The following is a 21,880-nucleotide window of genomic DNA, read 5'->3' as shown; positions in this document are numbered from 1 at the left end:
ATCCTCCTTATTATTCGTACTGACTCAACAAGTCATGAAATTCTTTTTTAAATGATTTTGATATTCTCCTCTATACTCACCACTCATAAACTTTGACATAGCCTCATCGCGGAGTCGTTTCCAACATTCTTCTTCTTTTCCGAATAAAATAGGATAATATAAAACATCGTTTACTTCAGCAGCTATCTCATCACCAGGTGCATCTCCAACCATTAAGATGCAATCACGATCGTATCCTTTTTTAATTAAGTCGGAAATTGCTTCCGCCTTACTTCCTGTTTCTTGACCGTATGTAACATCTACTAAAGGCATCAACTCATGACGATTCCATTCACTATTAATAGCTTCACTGTTTGCGGAACTAATAATAGCAAGATCAGTCAGTCTCGCAATATACTCTAAACTTTCTTTTACACCTGTAAACGGATTATCTTCACCAGCTAATTCTGTTTCAATTCCATGATTGACTTGTTTGCTCCAATCAAAAGTTTTTACTAAATCGGAGCTAGGAGCTTCTTGAATTAATAACTCTAATGAACCGTTAGATAAGGAGCTTGCTGTATCGGTCCAATTTCTAAGTGCTGAAATATCTCCTATGTTTTCCCCACGTCCTTGAGCATTCTGTAAAGCCATTACCAATGCTTTAAAGCGATTGATTCCACGTGTATTAGAAAAAAGATTGATTTTATTCCAGTCTTCTAAATATACTTCGCGATCTTTTACATTAAATACATCTGCAGATATAGGACCAAAGAAGCGTTCATGTTTGATATCCATTGTATCCATCGCACAACCGTCAGAGTCTACTCCAACAATAAAATTATTTTTCTTTTTAAAATATTCAGGCTTCTTTGTTGTCATAATGATTCCTCCCCATCATGATAAAAAACTAGATAAAATAAAAAGAGACGAACGAAACTCTTCTGCGAAGTAATTTCCTTTGTCCCTTTCCTTTTTATTTATCTACTTATATTTTTTAAGTTACCTAATCAGGATTAAACTCCAGAATAAGCGTTATACCCACCATCAATTGGGAGAACAACTCCGTTAACAAAGCTCGATGCTTGTTCATCAGCTAAGAATAACAGTCCACCAATTAATTCGTTTGGTTCACCGAAACGTCCCATTGGAGTTCCATTTAAAATTTTACCTGCTCGTTCAGTTGGACTTCCATCTTCATGGAATAATAATTTCTCGTTTTGTTTAGAAACTAAGAATCCTGGTGCAATTGCATTTACACGAATTCCAACGTGAGAGAAGTGAACGGCTAACCACTCTGTTAAGTTGGAAATAGCTGCTTTTGCTCCTGAGTAGGCAACAATTTTAGTTAATGGTGTAAAACCATTCATACTAGAAATATTAATGATATTTGCTCCAGCACGTCCTACCATATCTTCAGCGAAAACTTGTGTTGGTAACACGGTTCCTAAGAAGTTTAAGTTGAATACAAATTCAATTCCACTTTGTTCTAGATCAAAAAACGATTTTGTTTCTTCTGGCAAATCAGTTTCATGATACTCATTATCTGTGGTTGCACGAGGATTATTTCCACCCGCACCATTTACCAAGATATCAACCGCTCCTAAGTCTGCGACAACCTTTTCTTTTGCAGATTGAAGACTTTCTTTTTCAAGAACGTTTGCTTTATAAGCTTTTGCTATTCCGCCTGCTTCAACAATTTCGTCAGCATATCCTTGTGCGGCTTCTTCATTAAGGTCTAGCAATGCTACTTTAGCACCTGCACGCGCGAATTCTTTTGCAAAGAAAGAACAAAGAATTCCTCCTGCACCCGTAACCACTACTACTTTATCAGTAAAATCATGAACAAATGGACTTACCATCATAGATACCTTCTTTCCATTTCATTATTTATTAGCTTTTTTACAAGCTTCTTCCAGGCCGTTCAAGTAAGTTGCTCCCAACGCACGATCATATAAGCCATAACCTGGTTTACCAGTTTCTCCCCAAATCATTCGACCATGGTCTGGACGAATCGGCCCTTCATACCCAGCATCCACACAAGCTTTTACTACTTCATACATATCAATCGAACCCATTTCAGAAAGATGAGCAGATTCTTCAAAAGATTTTCCGCCAACTAGTTTCACATTACGAGCATGCATAAAGTTTACACGGTTTTTTGAAAGCATATCTTTCAAAATAGCTACTGCATCATTTTTTGGATCAGATGCAAATGAACCAACACAAAGAGTTACTCCATTATATTCACTATCGTATAACTTAATAAAACGATTCAATGCTTCACCACCAGTAATAATACGAGGCAAACCAAAGATGCTATATGGAGGATCATCTGGGTGAATAGCCATTTTCACTCCTGCTTCTTCTGCAACAGGCATGATTTCTTTAATAAAGTATTCCAAGTTTTCCCAGAGTTTCTCCGTATCTACTTCTTTATACTCATCCATCATCGCATTGATACTTTCTGGTGTGTAACTTTCATCCCAACCTGGCAAGGAAAGTTTACGTGGATCCATTTTATTAACTTCTTCTTCATCAAAAATCAATGCATTTGATCCATCTGGAAGTTCATAATGTAAATCACTACGAGTCCAGTCAAAAATAGGCATGAAGTTATAACAAATTACTGGAACTCCAGCTTTTCCAAGGTTACGGATTGTTTCTTTGTAAGCAGCAATGTATTTATCACGAGTAGGTTTTCCTAATTTGATATCTTCATGAACCGGTACGGATTCTATAACAGAAATACGCATACCTGCCTCTTCTACATCAGCTTTCAATTTCTCAATACGTTCCATAGGCCATGGTTGTCCCACAGGTATATCATAAATTGCTGTAACAATTCCTTCCATTTTCGGTATTTGACGAATATTTGCTAATGTTACTGGATCATCTTGTCCATACCATCTAAACGACATTTCCATAAAAAAACACTTCCTTATCTCATATTTTATTATAATAATTGGAAATCATTTTTGAAAATCAAAGTACTCTACTGCATTGTCATAGCTAATATTAGTAATTAATCGTTCCAGCAGTTCATCGTCTTGAGGAATTTCTCCTTGTTCCACCAAATCACCAATGAAGTTACAGAGAATTCTTCGGAAATATTCATGACGTGTATAAGAAATAAAGCTTCTAGAATCCGTTAGCATACCTACAAAATTCATCAATAGTCCAGCTTCTGAAAGAGATCTTAATTGTTTCAACATTCCATACTTCGTATCGTTGAACCACCAACCGGCTCCTAGTTGAACCTTACTACGGATTCCTGGTGCACTTTGGAAATTTGCTGCGGCCGTACCTGCTAAGTCAAAATAAGTTGGATCAAGTGGATACATGATAAATTTTGGTAATTTATTTTCTTTGTCCATTGCATCCATTAAGTGATTCAGTACATAGCTGACATTAGACTGATCTTGAATAGAGTCCACTCCTGCATCCGGTCCAATCTTCTCAAAAATACGCGTACTATTATTTCGAATAGCTCCAAAGTGTAGTTGCATTACAAAGTTTTTTGCGTGGTAAATTTTACCTAATTCTACAAATAATTTTGTTTGAAACTTAGCATAGTCTTCTTTTGTGACTATTTCACCTTTACTAGCTTTTTGGAAAACGTCTTCTACTTCTTGGTCAGATGCTTCTACATAATGAATCTCTGATAATCCATGATCGGATACGTTTGAACCACGATCCGCAAAGTATTGAATACGTTCTTCTAATCCATCAACTAGATCTTTAAAACTATCTACTGACTTTCCGGTTACTTGTTTCATTTTAGACAGAAAGGTTGTGAATTTAGGAGCATCTTGAATTGCAAAAGCTTCATCTGGTCGGAACCCAGGACTAACCACCACATCAAAGGTTTTATCTGCTGCAATCTTTTCATGCCAAACTAGATCATCGGTTGGATTATCCGTTGTGCAAATAAAAGTTACATTTGAATTTTTAATTAACGTACGAGCTGTCAACTTTTCTTCTTTGATAACGGCATTACATTGATCATAAATGACCTTCCAATTTTTAGACGTAAGAATCTCATCAATATGAAAATATCTCTTCAACTCTAAAGCTGACCAATGGAACAGAGGGTTTCCAACTGCATTTTCACACGTGTAGGCCCATGCTTCAAATTTTTCTTCAGGTGATGCCTTACCCGTTATCTTCCTTTCTTCAATTCCCATCGCTCTCATTGCACGCCATTTATAATGATCTCCGCCTAGCCATAATTCAGTAACATTCTCAAATTCATAATCTTCTGCAATTTGTTGTGGAGATAAATGACAATGGTAATCAAAAATCGGCATATCTTTGGCAAAATCATGGTACAAATGTTTTGCTGTTTCTGTTTGAAGCATGAAATCTTGATGAATAAAAGACATCTAAAAAAACTCCCTTCTAATCCCATAAAATAGTTGGATTACTTCGCTTTTATTCCTGCTAACTTATCTGCAAATTCTTTTGCAGCCGATGTTACGCTATCATATCCATCATCTTTCATATTCTTCGTCAACGCACTACCGACGCCAACTGCCCAAGCGCCATTTCCAATCCATGTTTCCATATTATCCAAAGAGACTCCGCCTGAAGGCATGGCTTCTACCCATGGAATAGGTCCGTGTAAATCTTTGATAAAGCTTGGTCCTAATAATCCACCTGGGAAAAGTTTAACTACTTCACAACCTGATTCTAACGCCATATGTACTTCGGTAATGGTTCCACAACCTGGTAAGTATGGAATCGTATATACGTTACACATTTTAGCGATTTTTTCATTAAAAGAAGGACTTACAATAAATTTCGCACCATTTAGAATAGCAATTCTTGCTGCAACTTCATCTAGTACCGTTCCAGCACCGACAACCATATCAGAATCAGCAAACTCATCTGCTAATTGACGCATTACTTTTTCAGCATTTGGTGTTGAGAATGTTACCTCAATATTTTTAATACCGCCTTTGTAAGCAGCTTTTGAAATTTCATATCCTTCTTCTTGCGAACTCCCACGTACTACTGCAAACAGGAAATTTTCTTGTAATTGATTTAAAACATCTCTTTTAAAACTCATCCTTATTCCTCCTAGTCATTTTATCATATCACATTATGAAACGTTGTATCATATACTGATTTAAGTATAATTTTTTATTGAAACGAAGTCAATCGTTTCTATTGAAAACGTTATTTTATCCGCCTAATAAGGAAGTGATTTTTTTGGAGCACTCCAAAGTCTTCTTAATATAATATTCTTTGTTTTCTTTTTCTGTAATATTTAAAGAAATACTGATTGCACCTGCGCCCTCTTCTTTATAACTAGAAAATACTGAACCAATACAAAATACACCATATTCAAATTCTTCATTGTCTAGCGCATAACCTTTTTGTCGAATTTTTTGTAACTCAGGAACAAATGCTTCAAAATTAGTAATCGTATTAGTGGTCTTTTCTTCAGCATCAATTTTTTCCCAATATACTTTTATCTCTTCCTCAGAACGAGTTGACAAAATTGCTTTCCCAACTGCTGTGCAATACAAAGGTGCTTTCAAACCGATTTTTGAACGCATTTTTGACTCTGTTTGATCTCCATACTTATCAATGTATAGAATTTCATCATCATCTTCGATTACGAGATGAACGGTTTGATTAACATCTGTAGATAATTGGCGAATAATACTTTTTGCCACATTTAAAAAATCAATATTTTGAACTCTTTTATTTCCTAGTTCAAACATTCTTAGAGAGATTCGATACTGCTTCGTCTCCTCTATCTGTTCGATGAATCCGTTATCAACTAATGAGTTGACGATTCGATGTGTTGTTGCTTTGTGAAGTTTTACTTTTTCGCTTAATTCATGCAAACTCAAGCTGTTATATTCAGAGAGAGTTTCCAATACTAAGACAGCCCGATCAATGGATTGGACTTTTGAGCCTGTCGCTTGTTCTTTTTTTGCAGCCATGGATCACTCTTCCTTCTGGTAGCAATAAATTTTTCTACAATTTTTAGTCTGATCATTGGGCCTCTGCCCTTCTTATAGTATACCAACTACACGGTATCGTTTGCAAAAGAAAATAGATTTTCTCATTTTAAAGAAAAAGCACTCAAAAAAGAGTAAGATTCCAGACTTATATTTCTGGTTCTTACTCTCTTTTCTATTTTTTATAGATGATTCACTAAACAGCTTTCTGCATTCCTTTTTTTTGCATGCGATACATTTCAGCATATTTTCCATTTATATCTAGCAGAGATTCATGTGTTCCTTGTTCCACAATTTCTCCCTGTGAAAGAACTAAAATTTGGTCTGCATATTGGATAGTGGAAAGACGATGGGCAATGATGAAGGTTGTTCTTCCTTTCTTTAACACGTCCATTGCATGTTGAATCAATTCCTCTGTTTCTGTATCAATACTGGAAGTTGCTTCATCTAGTATTAAAATTTTAGGATCAAACGCTAATGCACGTGCAAAAGAAATTAATTGTCTTTGACCAGAACTAAGCGTACTTCCTTTTTCTACGACAGGTTCATGCATCCCTTTTTCAAAATGAGAGAGCATAGGACCACCTCCTACTTCTTCAAGTGCTTTTCTTGCTCGCTCCTCTGTAATTTCAGGGCTATCCAACGTAATATTAGATAAAATAGTACCGGTTAGCAAAAACGGATCTTGTAATACAATCCCCATTCCGGAACGAACACTTTGCCTTGAAAAATCTTTCGTATTTTGACCATCAATACGGATTTCGCCTTCTTGTGGATCATAGAAACGAAATAAGAGATTCATGATACTGCTCTTACCGGAACCTGTATGACCTACTAAGGCCACCGTTTCCCCGGGTTTTGCTGTAAAATGAATATCCTTTAATACCCGGACACCCTCTACATAACCAAAATGAACACTATCAAAATCAACTAATCCATCAGAAAATTGTAATTCTGCAGTTACATTTTCTTCAATAGGAGTATCCATCAATTCAAAGACTCTTTCTCCAGCAGCAATCGCTTGTTGGACAAAAGACATCTGTTGAATAATTCCTTGGATCGGATCATATAACCGAGTAACATAGTCACTAAATACATATAGAGTTCCAATTGAAATCCCTAGCACTCCATCCAAATATTGCGTACTGAAGTACACCATCACTAAAAGAAGCGTGATATGACGCAACAACCCTCCAAAACTGAACTGAATTCCTGAATCAAGAATGACATACTTTCGTTCAACTTCAAACCATTCGTCGTTCACCTTTTTAAACTCATCAGCCATTTGCTCTTCTTGTTGAAAAGCTTGGATAATAGGCATCCCTTGGACAGCTTCATTTATTTTCCCGTTGATTTCTCCATTTAATTCTCTTTCTCTACGACTGAACACACTTGCATACTTACTGTAGATTTTATGCCAAATAAACATGAGTGGTATTAAAACTAACAAAGCAATACCCAATCCAGCATGCAAACGGCTAATAGCAATGTAAGCACCAATCACATAAACGGCATTCAAAAGAACATTACTAATAGTCGCCACATAAAATTGTTGGCGAAGCGCTTCTGTATCATTAGTAATCCGGGAAACTACTTTCCCTGCTGGTAGATTATCAAAATAACGAATCGGTAACTTTTGAATATGCGCATATAATTGGTCTCGCACTATTTTAATAATGCCATTTGCTGCTTTTGTTAGTAAAAGATAACTAAAGTATCGGAAGATTGCCGTAGCTACCATCAAAGATGCATAAATAACTAGAAGCCGTACTAAAATGGGAACAAGAAGTTCACTTTGAACCTCTGCTGGAGTGATGACATCATCAATTATCTGTTGAGCAATTAAAGGTGCTGATAAATCACTAAACACAGCAAAAATTAGTAAAATAAATCCAAAAACAAATTTCATTTTCTCAAATTTCATATACGATAATAATCGTTTTACTGTTTTCAATCTGTTCCACCTTCTTTCAGTTCCTGTCGGTGGAACTGAACGTAGTACCAACCTTTTTCTTGAAGTAGTCCTTCATGTGTACCTCGTTCAATAATTTTACCATCTTCCAACACAATGATTTCATCCGCTTGTTTCACCGCTGTCAAACGGTGTGTAGAAATAATAGTTGTTTTTCCTTTTCGAACACGCCTAATATTATCAATAATCTTCTGCTCTGTATTTGCATCAACAGCAGATAACGAATCATCCAAAATGAGAATCTGAGGGTTTTTAATCAAGGCACGAGCGATTGAAATTCGTTGCTTTTGCCCCCCAGAAATGGAAACTCCTTTTTCTCCAATCATGGTATCTAATCCATCATTCATTTTCATCAAATCTTCTTCAAAAGAAGCTATCCGGATACTTTCCATAATCTCTTCATCCGTAGCTCCTCCTTTTCCAAAAGCAATATTATCCCTCACGCTTCTAGAAAAAAGGATATGATCTTGGGGCACGTAACCAATTAATCCTTGGACTGATTGGTTCCGATAACTTTGTACGGCCTCTTGACCATAACGAAAGTCACCGGTTCCTAATGGGTATTGTCGAAGCAACTGGCGAATCAGCGTTGTTTTACCCGCTCCTGTTTTACCTACAATCCCTAGTGTTTTTCCTTTTTCAAGAATAACGTCAATTCCGTCCAAGTTTATCTCGGAACTAGATGGATATTGGAACGTTAAGCCATGCATCACAATATCATCAGCTACTTCGATAGCTTTTGTCCCTATTTCTTCCATATCATCGCCCGATTCTAGTACTTCTTCTACACGAATCATTGAGGCACTTCCTTGACGCAAGACATTATTCAATTCTCCAATTGAAACAATAGGCCACACAATCATCCCTAAGTACATTTGGAAAGCAACCATATCTCCAACGGATAACATCCCCTCAAACACTAAAGATGAACCATATCCAAAGGCTATAATATGACTAGTAGCAATAAATACTTTAACTAATGGAGAAAAAAGAGCATTTGCATCTGCTACTCGGTTGTTTTTCCTCAGCATATCTTCTGTTTGAGAACGAAACTTCTCGACATAGTCTTCTTCTTTTACATACGCACGTACAACACGTATACCATCTACCGCTTCTAAAACATCATCGTTTAAAGAAGAAAAAGATTTTTGTGCAATAGAATACCGTTTCTCCACAGCACTCCCGACTTTTCCAAAAAAGTAAGCAAGGAATGTTAATGGCAATAAACTAAATAAGGTTAATTTCCAAGAAACCGATATCCCCATCATCAAAATAATAACGGAAAGAAACAAAGTAGCATTCATCAAAACCATCATTCCATACCCTGCTGTGTCAGCGATACTTCGAATATCTTGTGTGGAACGTGCCATCAAATCTCCCGTACGAAATTTTTCATAAAAAGTAGCTCGCATTTTTAAAAAATGATCCATCATTTTTTTACGCATTCCTTTTGTAATTTGGCAGCTCCAGTAAATAAGTAGTAGGACCAAACAAACTCTAAAAGATACGCTACAATCAAACTAACGAGAAAAATAATACTAAAAGTAGACAGCAAAGGTGCTGTTAATTCTTTTCGAATAATGGAATCAATGATTCTCCCTATCAAATAAGGAATGATGACATTAAATATATTACTGCCTAGCATGGTCGTAAAAGAGATTATATAATCCTTCCTGTTATCTTTAAAGAATTTTTTTAATTTAAACATTACCCCAAACATACTTGTCAATCCCTCTTTTCTACTACAATCACCATTCATTTTTTAAATCATAGCAAACAAAAAAGAGCCTAATCCGCCTATTCACAGATTACGCCCATTAATCATTTGTGATTAAAAGAATGGCAAAATCAAATTTCTCTGCGGAAGGAAGTAGAATGATATCCAAAAAAACGTAATAAAATATTTACGTTGATCATCCGTACCTCCCCCTTTCCTTTTCTACTAATATTTTAATCTTTTTCACAAAGAAGAACAAGTGTAATGTGTTAAATATTGAAATAAACAAAGAAACTCTGTTATCACTTCCGTTTGTTTGTTAAAATTAAATGATAAACAAAAGAGAATGTTTGAGAGGAGTTTTTGTATATGTATCAATTGTCTGAACTGGCAAAGCAATATCCAGCATCTAGTATTCGAAAAATGTCTAGACTTGCTAAGAAATATGACGACACCATCATGTTGACTATGGGAGAACCAAATTTTGAGACGCCCGAGTTTATTAAACAAGCTGGACAAGTTGCTATTCAGAATAACCGAACTCATTATGGCCCTAATGTAGGAGAAAGCTCCTTTCAAGAAGCTGTTGCGAATAAATATACACAAAAAACTGGTTTTCATTTTTCTGCTGATGAAGTTATGGCATCATTTGGAGCAACAGAGGGCCTTCTTCTCGTAATGATGAGCATTTTAAATCCGGGTGATGAAGTACTCATAGCTAATCCACACTACCCAAATTACCTGGGACAAATTCAATCTATCGGAGCAACAGTGGTAGAAGTTCCTGTCTACGAAGAAAATAAATTTAAAATCCAAGCTAGTGATATTGAAAAAGTGATCACTGACCGCACTCGTCTCTTAATTATCAATTCACCGAATAATCCTTTAGGATCTATTTTGGATCAAAAAGAAATGGAAGAAATTGTTCATATAGCAGATCAGCATCAAATTACGATTCTATCTGATGAAGTATACGAGAGCATCATGTATGATGGAAAAAAACATTTCAGTTTATTTGAAATCCCCGGCACAAAAGAAAACCATTTTGTCGTCAACAGTTTTTCTAAAACGTATTCCATGACTGGTTGGCGTGTCGGTTACGTTGTTGGAAATACAGTTGCAATCGAACGAATGGCGGAATTCCGTGAAGGAATCGGCTTTTGTGTACCGCCCTTCATTCAAGATGCGGCTGTAGAAGCATTGAATGGTTCGCAAGGATTGGTTGAAACTTATTTAGAGGCTTACGACCGACGTCGTCATATTGTTGTAGATGGATTAAATGCTATCCCTGGGTTCCATTGTTTAAAAACGGAAGGTGCTTTTTATGCGTTTCCTAATATCCAAGCTTTTGGAAAATCTTCTTACGATTTTGCTATTGAACTACTCGAAGAAACACACGTAGCCATTACTCCAGGGTCTGCATTCGGATCCATGGGAGAAGGATATTTACGTATTTCTTTTGCTCAATCTGAAGAGATCTTACAAGAAGCGATTGATCGGATTGCAGCCTATGTAGAGAAGATAGCTCAAAAAAAATCTACCTAAAATAAAAAGCGAAAAGAAGATAAAATTTTATCTCACTTCTCGCTTTTTTAATTCTTTTATAAATTGGTATGCATATTGAGTAACGGTAATGATTGCCAATATATTAACTACTACTTGAATGAAAAATGCCCCTGAAAAATCAAGCACAGCTATAATGATTGTTATAAAAATCATGACGGTAGTGATTTTACCAAAGATATTAGCTGGAATAATCATTCTCGGTTTCATACTTACCATTACTAATCCTAAACCTATTTGAAGAGCTTCTTTGAAGAGAATAAACCAAAAAAACCAATTTTCCAAAATATTCAGATGAGATAAGGTAAAGAGAACGGATAGTTGCATCATTTTATCCGCAAAAGGATCAGCTACCATTCCAAATTTAGAAACAACATCATATTTTCGAGCTAAGTAGCCATCTAATACATCTGTAACACTTGCTAAAATAAAAATATACATGGCTTGCATAACAGAATCTGGATGATCCGAGTAGAATACAACAAAATAAAAGGGAATCATGAGTAGACGTAATAATGTTAGCGTGTTCGGTATGTACTTCATGATTAAACCACCTTTTTTTGAGATATTTTTTGAGGTATAATTACTATAATCTTAATACAAATTCATTGTAATTGCTATTTTTAAAGGGAAATATTATATATTTATTTAAAGTTTATCTAGAAAGTAGGAGGACTAATGGAAGAATATGAAACACTACAAGCAAAATTAAAGAGTCTTTTAAAAAAAGAAAAATCAGCAATCGTACGATTTGAAGAAAATAACGAATATTACGAGGTAGCAAAACAAACCTTTGAAAAAGAAAATGAAGATGTTGAAAAATTACAATCAGAATCATTGTCTACTTATTTAAAAAGACTGATTGGAAAACATGAGAAAGAATTAGCTAAAGAAATGCAAGAGCAATTGAATGCTAAAATAGAGTTGGATGTATCTTCAGCATTATTTTTAGAAGCTAAAAAAGACTTAACGGCAATCCATTCAGCTATAGATGATGTAACAAACCAGCTTGAACAACTAAAAGATCGCTTATTCCAGGAAGATGAGCATTTCCGTGAAAAAATTACTACTGAAGAAATACAACGAGCGGAGTTAAAACAAGAACTCATCGAAGTAGAAGAGGCGTCTGTTGCAGGAGAAAGAGTATTGCAAGCAATTGACAGCACCCTCGTTGATTTGGATTCAGCTAATTCTTTTTCCACTTGGGATTTATTGGCAGGTAGTTTCCTCATTGATATGATGAAATACAATAAAATAGATAAAGCAGAAGAGAAAATGAGAGGCTTAGAACTACTCTTAGAAAATTATACGAAAGAATTGAAAGATCTTTCTTTGAATCATTATTTTGACTATGAAACATTTGGCGGTATGAATAGAACTTTCGATATTTTCTTTGACAATATTTTTTCAGACTGGAGTACGAAAGAAAAAATTGGTCGTAATATCCAACAACTTACAACATTAAGTGATTCTGTTGTTGAACTGCAGAGAAAATTAGAATTAAACAAATACGAACTCGAAGATAAAATCGAAGAATCAGAATTATTATTCTAATAGAGGTTCTTTCTAAAAAAAGAGACTGAAATACGTTTAAAAAACGTTCTTTCGTCTCTTCTTTTTATTTAAAGTTTTCCATATCTCGTTTTACTCTTGCTTCTAATTCTTCTTTCATCGCTTCAAGCTGATCGTCCGCAGTAAGGTTTCTTCGTAAGGTAAACTTTTTGGGAACTGGATCAAAACCACCTTTAAGAAATGGTTGACAGCGAAGAATACGAGCAGTCCCCATTGCGGTTCCTTTAATCGCACCATGTTGTTCTAAAGCATCCATCATATAATGTGAACAACTTGGATAGTACCTACAAGATGGTGGAAATAATGGTGAAATGGTCTTCTGATATCCCCTGACACCCTTCATTAATATTCTTTTCATGCAACAGTCCTCTTTTCTAATTCTATTATACGCTTGATTTGTGTAGAAGAAAATATATTGAACCTACAATCATGTCCTTTTCAATTATAAGTACAAAAACCATGCGAACAGCATCTTTTCGCTGTCAACATGGTTCTTTGCATTTTCAATTAATTGATGGGTGTTTTTTCTACTTTTCTTCCCATATTCACAAGTTTTGAACTGATAAATGGATAGCGGAAGCCCAAAGCATGCTTCGCAATCTTAACTGAGTGGTCGCTGATCCGTTCTAAGTTCGAAACAATATCTACAAACATAATTCCGTCAGACGGTTTACCTACTCCTTGATTTAAACGTTCGATATATTTTCCTCTTAGATGCATTTCTAAAGAGTTTATTTCTTTTTCACGTTTGATAACATTACCTGCAAGAGAATAACTATTCATTGTGAAACTTTCGATTGACTCACGAATATTGAGTTCTACTAAATGGAACATTTCCATTAAGTCTTCATCATAGAATACATCTACTTCTTTACCATTCTTTTTAGCATTTTTATTTTGTCGTTTTGCTAATTGATTAGCTTCTTTAATATTTTTTAAGATACTTTCACAATGGTCCCCAATTCGTTCTAAGTACTTAGAAACATCCATCATAATGGTATGTTCGTTAGAACTAGATATCGGCAATTCTTCTGTAGAAATAAGCATTAGGTATTCAGTTAATTTCATATCAATTTCGTTCACAACTTCTTCTAGTTTCATACTCTTCTCATGGCTTTTCTCATCTTGATGTTCATAAAATGAAAACATAGAACGGTATTGTTCTACTACTGCATCTCCCATTTGACCAATTTCTACTTTAGCTTGGTTCAAAGCCATAATCGGTGATGTATGTACTAAGGAGTAATCTAGGTGTGAAGCATCATATTCAATAACTGTTGCTTCTCCTGGAATTACCTTTGTTACAAGTGCTGCAATTTGGCTAATAAACCACATTTGAACCAGTACATTAGAAATGTTAAATAGTCCGTGAGCAAAGGCAATTTGCATCGCTGGATTTAAATTCAAAAGTTGAGATAACCCTAAAATTAGAGCGCCAAAAGGCTTTAACAATAAAATAACGATGACCGTTCCCGTTACGTTAAAAATAACATGTGAAGCAGACGTACGTTTTGCAGCAACACTCGCTCCCACACCTGCCAATACTGCCGTAACCGTTGTTCCAATGTTACTACCGAATAAGATAGGCAAGGCTGCAGTTAATGTAATAGAACCTTGCGAATAGAGTTCTTGTAAAATTCCAATCGTTGCACTAGAACTTTGTACGACTAACGTCAATACCGTCCCAACAGATACTCCATAGAGTGGATTCGAAGAAAGATCTAACATCAATTGTTCGAATTGAGGTAGAGTTTGCAAAGGTGCCATTCCATCCCCCATTAATTCTAAACCAAAAAATAAAGATCCAAAACCAAATATGATTTGTCCAACACTATTTACAAATTGTTTTTTAGAGAAAAATAACATAAAGCTACCAATTGCCATAATTGGAAGAGCATATGCTCCAATATTAACCCCAATAATAAATGCGGTAACCGTTGTTCCAATGTTAGCTCCCATAATTACACCAATGGCTTGTTTAAGAGTCATAAACCCTGCACTCACTAGTCCAACCGCAATAACGGTTGTCCCCGAGCTACTTTGAATCAATACGGTTACAAAGATCCCTGCTAGAATAGCTCTAAAAGGAGTGGAAGTAAATGCGTTTAAAATAGAGCGTAGGTTATCCCCTGCTGATCTTTGCAGGCCATCTCCCATAAATTTTAAACCAAATAGAAAAACCCCTAGACCACCGAAAAACTGAAAAAACATTTGTTGAATGTCCACATTTACCCTCCATAATAAGTTCGTCTCAATTTTAAGTTCAATACTTTTACAATCCTATCTTAGCCTTTCTTCTATAAAATGAAAAGGGTAAAACAGATATATGAGAATATTTTCATAACTCACTTTCCGTTTCAATAAAATAATTCTCTTCATAATATAAAAGAAAAAAGTCAACTAGACTTTAAACCCTAGTTATTTCTCCGTTTAGATACAAATCTTTCTAACCGAACGAAAGCTTCTTTTAGTTCATCAATCGAGTAGGCATAGGAGATTCGAATAAACCCTTCTCCAGATTCACCAAATGCACTTCCAGGGACAACTGCTACTTTTTCCTCTTGAACCAACATGGTCGCAAATTCTTCCGAACTTAAACCAAATTCGGTGATATTTGGAAAAATATAAAAAGCACCATACGGTTCAAAGCAGGGAATTGCTAGATCTTTTATTGCTTTCATAAGAAAACGACGTCGCTGATTATAGCTTTCTTGCATTTCTTTTACTTCGCGATCACAGTCACGCAAGGCAACAATTCCAGCATATTGACTTACTGTCGGTGCCGCCATAATTGCGAATTGATGAATTTTAACCATTTGATCCATTATGACAGTCGGTGCTGTCGCATACCCTAGTCTCCACCCTGTCATCGCAAACCCTTTAGAAAACCCATTGATTACAACGGTTCTTTCTTTCATTCCTGGCAACGAAGCAATGCTAGCATGATGCTCTTGATAAGATAGTTCACTATAAATTTCATCACTAATTACAAATAAATCATGATCAACGATTACTTGTGCAATACGTTGTAAATCATCTTTTCCCATAACTGCTCCTGTCGGGTTATTCGGATAAGATAAGATGACTATTTTCGTTTTAGGTGTAATTGCGGCTTCTAACTCTTCTGGCTGAAGCTTGAATTGATTTTTTCTTTTAACGAAATGGATACTGGACTTCCATCTGCCAATATAATACAAGGTAAGTAGGATACGTAACACGGTTCTAAAAATATAACCTCGTCTCCAGGATCTACCATCGCACGTAACGCTAAGTCAATTGCCTCACTACCTCCTACTGTGACGAGAACTTCATCAGCAGCACGATAATCTAATTGATAGCGACGCTTTAAGTAGCGACTAATTTCTTGGCGTAATTCCATTAAGCCAGCATTGGCCGTATAAAACGTATTTCCCTTTTGTAGAGAGTACATTCCCTCCTCACGAACAATCCACGGGGTGTCAAAATCAGGCTCTCCTACCCCTAATGAAATTACTCCAGGAATTTCGGTAGCAATCTCAAAAAAACGACGAATTCCTGAAGGCTTTATACTCTGAACTTTTTGATTCAAAGGACTTCTCATGGGGAAACCACCATTCGTTTATCTCCTTCATCCTCTACAAACAAAGTGCCATGATCTTTGTATCGTTTTAGTATAAAGTGAGTAGTCGTTGACTGAACTTCATCAATGGTTGAGAGTCTGCTAGCTACAAAAGAGGCAATTTCTTTCATAGGAGCTTTAGCCATCTCTACTAATAAATCATACGATCCTGACATAAGAAATACCGCTTCCACTTCTGGATATTGGTACACCCGCTCTGCAATTTTGTCAAAACCAGATCCTCGTTGGGGATTCACTTTTAATTCAATAATTGCAGAAACTTGTTCTTCATCTGTCTTATCCCAATTTATTAACGTGTGATACCCACAAATCACTTTTTCTTTTTCTAAATGCTTAATGGTCGATGTTACTTCTGAAGAATCTAGATCCAACATGGTAGCTACTTCTTCAGCTGTGAGTTTACTATTGGTTTCAATGATTTTCAATATCTTTTCTATCACTTCTTGATTTATCATTTCTTTTCCTCCATCAGGACCATTTTAAATTTCTTCAGACATCCTAAATCCAATCTATTCTAGCACCTCTGAACCCCTTGTGCAATTGTATATAAAAATAAATAATTTCTTTTCAAAAAAACTCCACTATCCGTGATAAAACGGGATAGCGGAGACTCGTACATGGTTAGTTTTATCCTTATTTTATAACGGTTGTTACTTCGCCAGTACCTGAGAAAATTTTATTTACATTCTCTAAGGAAGTGATAATCGCTGTTCCATTTTTTGATTTTTCAACAAATTCAATAGCCGCTTGAACTTTTGGAAGCATACTTCCCGGAGCAAATTGATTATTATCCATATGTTTTTTCAATTCGTCAACCGTAACTTCTTCTAGTTTTTGTTGATCAGGTTTATTCCAGTTTACAAAAATATTATTAACTCCTGTTAGAATAATTAGGTAATCAGCATCTACCAATTCTGCTAATTTTGCTCCAGCAAAATCTTTATCAATTACTGCTTCAATTCCTTTAAATCCTTTATCAGAAGCAATAACTGGAATTCCACCACCACCAGCTGAAATGGTAACAACATCATTTGCAATAAGAGATTCGACAATTGGATACTCTAAAATACTTTGTGGTTTAGGGAAGGAACTACTTTTCTCCATCCACGTCCTGCATCTTCCATAAAGGTGCCATTTCCATTATCCATTTCTGTTTTGGCATCTTCTTCCGTCAAGAAAGGACCTACCGGTTTAGTTGGATTTTTAAAAGCAGGATCATTTTCATCTACAGTAACTTGTGTAATCAATGATACTACTTGCTTTTCAATATTGTGAGAGATCAATGATTCACGCATTGCATTTTGAAGCCAAAAACCAATACTACCTTGTGTCATTGCTACACATGTATCCAACGGCATTGCAGGATTTTTTTCGGAATCTGCAGCACTCTGCTGTAGCAAAAGATTTCCTACTTGAGGACCATTTCCATGAGTGATAATTAATTTGTGTCCATCTTTAATAAAGTCAACCAATTGTTCACTTGTTTCACGTAATGATTCTTTTTGTGCCTCTGCTGTTGCTACATCTGATAATATTGCGTTTCCACCTAATGCGACTACTATTTTTTTTGACATATTTCAAACTCCTTCTTTAATATACTCATTTTTTTATTTTATTTTATTTTGACAAGACCGTCTCATTATACTTTATCCATTTTTGTAAAAAGAGCTGTATGCCATAAAGGGTATCCCAACCCGAGGTATGCCCATACTTACTAATTTGATTAATTAGTTCATCCCAGTTCGTAAGATTTTTTTCTTTAATTGCTTGTAGGAAATCTACGAAAAATGAACTAGTATATCCTTCTGATAGTGCTTTGTAGTATGCCATACTGACTTCTGTTGTTTTGATTTTTTTCAATTGTTCCATTAAGGTTTCTTTCCAATTTTCATTGAACCTTAGACTCTGATTCATCATCAGAATCCCCATTAGCATATCATCGCCACTAGGTGTTAATCCTATTCCTCTTCCAATAAAATGAGAAATAAAGGATTTTTGAAAGCATTCATCCTCCCATTTTGTATCAACTAATTTATTTATAAAAATGAGCTCTTCTTCACTAGTTATAACACCTGTTCTTTTTTCAATCGACAAAGACAGTAGCTTTTTCAAAAGTTCTTTTAAAAACGTTTGATCCACTAAATCCATGCTAGGAACAAGACAATCTACTTGTTTAAATGATGTTGTTTTAATTTTCCAAGTTTTATTTTGTGCGTAGATCGTTAAAGTCCCTGCTTGTATCTTTACTCGATCTTCTCTTTCAATTGCGGCCATGATTGCTTTTAAATCACGACTTGGAATTAACATTCCAAAAGCAGAGACACTTGATTGCATTTCTCCAAAATGAATTAACGTTCCTTCAAAAATAATATTAAACGTATTTTCATATATAGAATGTATGTAACCCATTCCAACATCAGAAAGCACAGGGATTAAAAAATTACTCTTCAATCCCTGTTTTATTTCTGCGATCATTCTTCATCCACTGAAATACCTTGTGTTTTTGCATAAGCAATTAAGGCTTTTTCAAAACAAGCTAACGGTGCACGTACAGTCCCCGCTCCAATTTGCCCTTTACCGGCTACTTTATTGGCAATTCCTGTATTAATAATCGGGCTAATTCCTGTAGCAACTACTTTACGGATATCAATTCCTAATACGGCACCTTTGAAATCCCAAGTAGGAATGGTCCAATTCGGATTATGAGCAATTGTAATTTCTTTCATTTCATTAGAAGTATTCAAAGCATCTTGGAAGCCACCTGTTCCAACGAAACGAGTAACTCCTGGTGCAGCAATCATAGCAAATCCACCTACTCCAACAGTTTCCGTAATCGCGCTATCTCCAATATCTGGATTAGCATCCTCTTCAGAGAACCCTGTGAAATAAAGACCTTTTGGTGTATTAACTGGTGCAGTAAACCACTCGTCTCCCATTCCACTAATTCGAACTCCAAAGTTTTCACCATTTCGGCTTAAGGTAGTCACAACGGTTCCCTCTTCAATTTTCCGAGCATAGTCAACCATCGCTTTTCCAGTAGCCATCATAATATTTAAGAAGAATTGATCTGTTTTTGCAAGAAAGTCAATTACTTCTGTTTTATCTTTTTGAGGAATATCCAATTCAACAATAGAAGGAGCAATGTCTTTCAAGAAAATAAGCGATGCGGCAATATTACGTTGGTGGAATTCATCCCCCATCGTAATTGCTTTTGCAATCATTACGTTTATATTCATTCCATCTTCCATAGTCCGAATTGCTTTTCCTAAGACTGGACCCAATACATCTTGCATCCAAGTCAAACGATCTACAACTTCTTGAGAATAAGCTCCAAAACGCAATACCTTCCCAATTCCTTCATTCATAATACAGTAAGCTGTTGTGCCGTCTTGCTTGTTTTCAACAACGAATACAGGCATATTTCCAGAAGTAATTCCACCCATAGGTCCAACTGCATTAACGTGGTGACAAGGAATAAAGGTTACTTCTCCACTTTCCAATTGACGTCTTGCTTCTTCTTCTGTTTCTGCCCATCCTTCAAATAAGCTCGCTCCCACACAAGACCCTTGCATTGGACCGGTCATATTTTCATAAAGAATGGGTGGACCTGCATGTAGAAGTACTTTTCCGTTCAGTTCTGGAATCACAGATAAAGCTGGAACAACATCCATTAAGAACGGTTGAGAATCACGCATTCGCCCAATGACCTTTTCATTTGATACATCAATTTCATCTTTACGATCCAGTTCATTTAGAATTCGAATCAGTTTCTGATTCCCACCTGCAACTGGCCTCCAATCAAATTGGACTGTTTTTCCACCGTATGTTTGAACGGACTCTGTAAAACTTTCCACACCAATATTTACTACTCGAGGAACGGTATTAAACAATTCATCAATTTGTGGACTCAATTTTGGAAGTTCCATTGGTTTTTTATCATACGGAATCATTTTTTTAGGTATTTCTTTAATGTCTCTTCCCATTAAGTGTAGCGCTAGTCGAACTGCTTTAGCATTACTAGATTCTACTAACACACCTGCATCTTTTAGAATTTGAACAGATTTTTCATAATCTTGAGGATCATACTTCGTTCCAACAACGGTTGCAATGATATACATTTGACGATTCGATTTTTTTGCACCAGCCAATGCTTCTTCAATAGCTGGACGTAATGCATTTGCCATATCCGGGTGGGCACCATATCCTAATACAACATCCAAAAGAATAATTCCTGTTGTATCATCGGAAACAACCTCTTTTATTTTCTTTATACGAACTTCTGGATCAATCATTGGGTGTGGTTTTCCTTGTGTATAAACATCGTCACCCAAATCCATTACTTCAAAACCTTTTGTTTTTAAAATATATCCTTCTTCGTGAATCATTTCCCCTAAATCAAGTGCTTCTGAAACAAGCATTCCCGCTTCATTCGCTAAGGTTCCTCCTGAGTAAAGCCCTTTAACGGTTTTCCCTTCAGAAAGCGTTTCGGTTATATCCGTTTGAACAGGTTCATGATAGGTTTCTTTTACTGTATTGCCTTTAGATAAATCAATCGCAATCTGTGCCGTTTCTTCAAGCGTATGAGCAAGATATACATTCCCAATATGGTGGTCTGGGTGTTCACCCATGAAGACCGCTACTACTGGTTTAGAAACAGATTGTAATAATTCCATAATTTCATCTCGAACTACTTTTGCAGGGGGCTTAGAAATTACTACAATAACCTCTGTTGGGTCATGATGCTCCAATCCAATAATAGCGTCTTTCATCGTAATTCCATCTACTTCTTCGTGTAAGTCACGTCCACCAGTACCTATCGCATGGACAACTCCCCCACCCATTCGTTCAATAATAGTCGTTACTTCTTGAATCCCTGTTCCAGAAGCCCCTACTAGTCCAATGTTTCCTGGATTAACTACATTCGTAAATGCAAGAGGAACACTTGAAATAATCCCTGTTCCACAATCCGGCCCCATTAGTAGTAACCCTTTTTCATGAGCTTTCTTTTTGAGACGTACTTCCTCTTCTATCGTCACGTTGTCACTAAATGAGAATACATGTAAGTCCCTATCTAGCGCTTTTTCAATTTCATTGGCAGCATAAATACCAGGAATCGATACCAATGCTAAATTAGCATCCGGTAAAGCTTCCATTGCATCATCCCAGTTTTTCACATTTTTAATGTTGTCTGATTCTTTTTTTACTGAAAGGTCACTTAAAAACTTGTCAGCAGCTTCTACTACTTGATCTACTATTGACTCATCATCCGTATCTACCACGATTACCATGTCATTAGGTGTTGCTTTTTCAGCTTCTGCGGTAAGTAAATTTGCAGACCGAAAAATATCCATATTGGCATCGGTACCCATCATCACTTGACTTTGTTTCACGCCTTCGATTGTACTAACAGCATTGGTCAAAAGCATTAGATTGATGGAGTCTTGGTAGCTGTTTTCTTTAATAACGGTATATAGCATTCTAGT

At 35.9% G+C, this 21,880-nt stretch carries 17 protein-coding genes and 2 pseudogenes; 2 read left to right on the top strand and 17 right to left on the bottom strand.

Annotated features, from left to right (window positions below; genetic code table 11):
* Nucleotides 1-24: 24 nt before the first annotated feature.
* The 9 genes from LZ578_RS03315 to LZ578_RS03275 all read right to left on the bottom strand — a co-directional run bounded on the left by LZ578_RS03315 (nucleotide 25) and on the right by LZ578_RS03275 (nucleotide 9,646).
* Complete coding sequence (locus LZ578_RS03315; RefSeq protein WP_235145919.1) at nucleotides 25-861, bottom strand: HAD family hydrolase; 837 nt, start codon at nucleotides 859-861, stop codon at nucleotides 25-27.
* Between the two features lie 134 nt (nucleotides 862-995).
* A complete protein-coding gene (locus tag LZ578_RS03310) occupies nucleotides 996-1,841 on the bottom strand; it encodes an SDR family oxidoreductase (protein WP_235146388.1) in 846 nt (281 codons plus the stop codon).
* A 24-nt stretch (nucleotides 1,842-1,865) separates the two neighbouring features.
* On the bottom strand, nucleotides 1,866-2,906 hold the full coding sequence (gene uxuA / locus LZ578_RS03305) for a mannonate dehydratase (RefSeq protein WP_235145918.1): 1,041 nt from the start codon (nucleotides 2,904-2,906) through the stop codon (nucleotides 1,866-1,868).
* Nucleotides 2,907-2,951: 45 nt separating this feature from the next.
* The gene (gene uxaC / locus LZ578_RS03300; RefSeq protein WP_235145917.1) at nucleotides 2,952-4,364 is read right to left on the bottom strand and encodes a glucuronate isomerase; all 1,413 of its coding nucleotides are present in this window, start codon (nucleotides 4,362-4,364) and stop codon (nucleotides 2,952-2,954) included.
* A gap of 38 nt (nucleotides 4,365-4,402) precedes the next feature.
* Entirely contained in the window at nucleotides 4,403-5,050 is a 648-nt protein-coding gene (locus LZ578_RS03295) for a bifunctional 2-keto-4-hydroxyglutarate aldolase/2-keto-3-deoxy-6-phosphogluconate aldolase (RefSeq protein WP_235145916.1), read from the bottom strand.
* Nucleotides 5,051-5,165: 115 nt separating this feature from the next.
* On the bottom strand, nucleotides 5,166-5,936 hold the full coding sequence (locus tag LZ578_RS03290) for an IclR family transcriptional regulator (protein WP_235145915.1): 771 nt from the start codon (nucleotides 5,934-5,936) through the stop codon (nucleotides 5,166-5,168).
* Nucleotides 5,937-6,150: 214 nt separating this feature from the next.
* Complete coding sequence (locus LZ578_RS03285; protein WP_235146387.1) at nucleotides 6,151-7,878, bottom strand: ABC transporter ATP-binding protein; 1,728 nt, start codon at nucleotides 7,876-7,878, stop codon at nucleotides 6,151-6,153.
* Nucleotides 7,879-7,904: 26 nt separating this feature from the next.
* Entirely contained in the window at nucleotides 7,905-9,359 is a 1,455-nt protein-coding gene (locus LZ578_RS03280; protein ID WP_235145914.1) for an ABC transporter ATP-binding protein, read from the bottom strand.
* Nucleotides 9,356-9,646, bottom strand: coding sequence for a hypothetical protein (locus LZ578_RS03275; RefSeq protein ID WP_235145913.1), 291 nt, complete (start codon nucleotides 9,644-9,646; stop codon nucleotides 9,356-9,358). Before LZ578_RS03275 ends, LZ578_RS03280 begins: the two co-directional genes overlap by 4 nt.
* Nucleotides 9,647-10,012: 366 nt before the next feature.
* Here LZ578_RS03275 and LZ578_RS03270 point away from each other — a divergent pair, with 366 nt between their 5' ends.
* The gene (locus LZ578_RS03270; RefSeq protein WP_235145912.1) at nucleotides 10,013-11,188 is read left to right on the top strand and encodes a pyridoxal phosphate-dependent aminotransferase; all 1,176 of its coding nucleotides are present in this window, start codon (nucleotides 10,013-10,015) and stop codon (nucleotides 11,186-11,188) included.
* A gap of 27 nt (nucleotides 11,189-11,215) precedes the next feature.
* Here the strand turns inward: LZ578_RS03270 and pgsA are convergent, their stop codons facing one another.
* Nucleotides 11,216-11,749, bottom strand: coding sequence for a CDP-diacylglycerol--glycerol-3-phosphate 3-phosphatidyltransferase (gene pgsA, locus LZ578_RS03265; protein WP_235145911.1), 534 nt, complete (start codon nucleotides 11,747-11,749; stop codon nucleotides 11,216-11,218).
* 135 nt (nucleotides 11,750-11,884) lie between these two features.
* On the opposite strand from pgsA, the gene LZ578_RS03260 reads away from it, so the two are divergent.
* A complete protein-coding gene (locus LZ578_RS03260) occupies nucleotides 11,885-12,760 on the top strand; it encodes a hypothetical protein (protein ID WP_235145910.1) in 876 nt (291 codons plus the stop codon).
* Nucleotides 12,761-12,824: 64 nt separating this feature from the next.
* Here LZ578_RS03260 and yidD read toward each other — a convergent pair whose 3' ends face one another.
* From yidD to fdrA, 7 genes and pseudogenes are all read right to left on the bottom strand, one after another.
* On the bottom strand, nucleotides 12,825-13,136 hold the full coding sequence (gene yidD, locus LZ578_RS03255) for a membrane protein insertion efficiency factor YidD (protein WP_235145909.1): 312 nt from the start codon (nucleotides 13,134-13,136) through the stop codon (nucleotides 12,825-12,827).
* A gap of 149 nt (nucleotides 13,137-13,285) precedes the next feature.
* Nucleotides 13,286-14,989, bottom strand: coding sequence for a Na/Pi cotransporter family protein (locus LZ578_RS03250; RefSeq protein ID WP_396326714.1), 1,704 nt, complete (start codon nucleotides 14,987-14,989; stop codon nucleotides 13,286-13,288).
* A 203-nt stretch (nucleotides 14,990-15,192) separates the two neighbouring features.
* Nucleotides 15,193-16,358: pseudogene (locus LZ578_RS03245) on the bottom strand (aminotransferase class I/II-fold pyridoxal phosphate-dependent enzyme).
* A complete protein-coding gene (locus LZ578_RS03240) occupies nucleotides 16,355-16,852 on the bottom strand; it encodes an Lrp/AsnC family transcriptional regulator (protein ID WP_235145907.1) in 498 nt (165 codons plus the stop codon). The pseudogene LZ578_RS03245 and the gene LZ578_RS03240 overlap by 4 nt, the downstream one beginning before the upstream one ends.
* A gap of 178 nt (nucleotides 16,853-17,030) precedes the next feature.
* Nucleotides 17,031-17,971 (bottom strand): annotated as a pseudogene (gene arcC / locus LZ578_RS03235) (carbamate kinase).
* Nucleotides 17,972-18,014: 43 nt separating this feature from the next.
* The gene (locus tag LZ578_RS03230; protein WP_235145906.1) at nucleotides 18,015-18,872 is read right to left on the bottom strand and encodes a DUF2877 domain-containing protein; all 858 of its coding nucleotides are present in this window, start codon (nucleotides 18,870-18,872) and stop codon (nucleotides 18,015-18,017) included.
* A complete protein-coding gene (fdrA, locus tag LZ578_RS03225) occupies nucleotides 18,869-21,874 on the bottom strand; it encodes a DUF1116 domain-containing protein (RefSeq protein WP_235145905.1) in 3,006 nt (1,001 codons plus the stop codon). The genes LZ578_RS03230 and fdrA overlap by 4 nt, the downstream gene beginning before the upstream one ends.
* Nucleotides 21,875-21,880 lie beyond the last annotated feature (6 nt).

It is taken from the genome of Jeotgalibaca sp. MA1X17-3, assembly GCF_021513155.1.
GTDB lineage: Bacteria > Bacillota > Bacilli > Lactobacillales > Aerococcaceae > Jeotgalibaca.
The sequence above is the reverse complement of the archived record's forward strand: the minus strand, read 5'-3'. Positions and strand labels throughout refer to the sequence as shown.

Excerpts from the sequence above, each read along its gene's own strand:
- LZ578_RS03315 (WP_235145919.1), bottom strand. The coding sequence starts at position 861 with ATGACAACAAAGAAGCCTGAATATTTTAAAAAGAAAAATAATTTTATT.
- LZ578_RS03310 (WP_235146388.1), bottom strand. The coding sequence starts at position 1,841 with ATGGTAAGTCCATTTGTTCATGATTTTACTGATAAAGTAGTAGTGGTT.
- uxuA (WP_235145918.1), bottom strand. The coding sequence starts at position 2,906 with ATGGAAATGTCGTTTAGATGGTATGGACAAGATGATCCAGTAACATTA.
- uxaC (WP_235145917.1), bottom strand. The coding sequence starts at position 4,364 with ATGTCTTTTATTCATCAAGATTTCATGCTTCAAACAGAAACAGCAAAA.
- LZ578_RS03295 (WP_235145916.1), bottom strand. The coding sequence starts at position 5,050 with ATGAGTTTTAAAAGAGATGTTTTAAATCAATTACAAGAAAATTTCCTG.
- LZ578_RS03290 (WP_235145915.1), bottom strand. The coding sequence starts at position 5,936 with ATGGCTGCAAAAAAAGAACAAGCGACAGGCTCAAAAGTCCAATCCATT.
- LZ578_RS03285 (WP_235146387.1), bottom strand. The coding sequence starts at position 7,878 with ATGAAATTTGAGAAAATGAAATTTGTTTTTGGATTTATTTTACTAATT.
- LZ578_RS03280 (WP_235145914.1), bottom strand. The coding sequence starts at position 9,359 with ATGATGGATCATTTTTTAAAAATGCGAGCTACTTTTTATGAAAAATTT.
- LZ578_RS03275 (WP_235145913.1), bottom strand. The coding sequence starts at position 9,646 with ATGTTTGGGGTAATGTTTAAATTAAAAAAATTCTTTAAAGATAACAGG.
- LZ578_RS03270 (WP_235145912.1), top strand. The coding sequence starts at position 10,013 with ATGTATCAATTGTCTGAACTGGCAAAGCAATATCCAGCATCTAGTATT.
- pgsA (WP_235145911.1), bottom strand. The coding sequence starts at position 11,749 with ATGAAGTACATACCGAACACGCTAACATTATTACGTCTACTCATGATT.
- LZ578_RS03260 (WP_235145910.1), top strand. The coding sequence starts at position 11,885 with ATGGAAGAATATGAAACACTACAAGCAAAATTAAAGAGTCTTTTAAAA.
- yidD (WP_235145909.1), bottom strand. The coding sequence starts at position 13,136 with ATGAAAAGAATATTAATGAAGGGTGTCAGGGGATATCAGAAGACCATT.
- LZ578_RS03250 (WP_396326714.1), bottom strand. The coding sequence starts at position 14,989 with ATGTTTTTTCAGTTTTTCGGTGGTCTAGGGGTTTTTCTATTTGGTTTA.
- LZ578_RS03240 (WP_235145907.1), bottom strand. The coding sequence starts at position 16,852 with ATGATAAATCAAGAAGTGATAGAAAAGATATTGAAAATCATTGAAACC.
- LZ578_RS03230 (WP_235145906.1), bottom strand. The coding sequence starts at position 18,872 with ATGATCGCAGAAATAAAACAGGGATTGAAGAGTAATTTTTTAATCCCT.
- fdrA (WP_235145905.1), bottom strand. The coding sequence starts at position 21,874 with ATGCTATATACCGTTATTAAAGAAAACAGCTACCAAGACTCCATCAAT.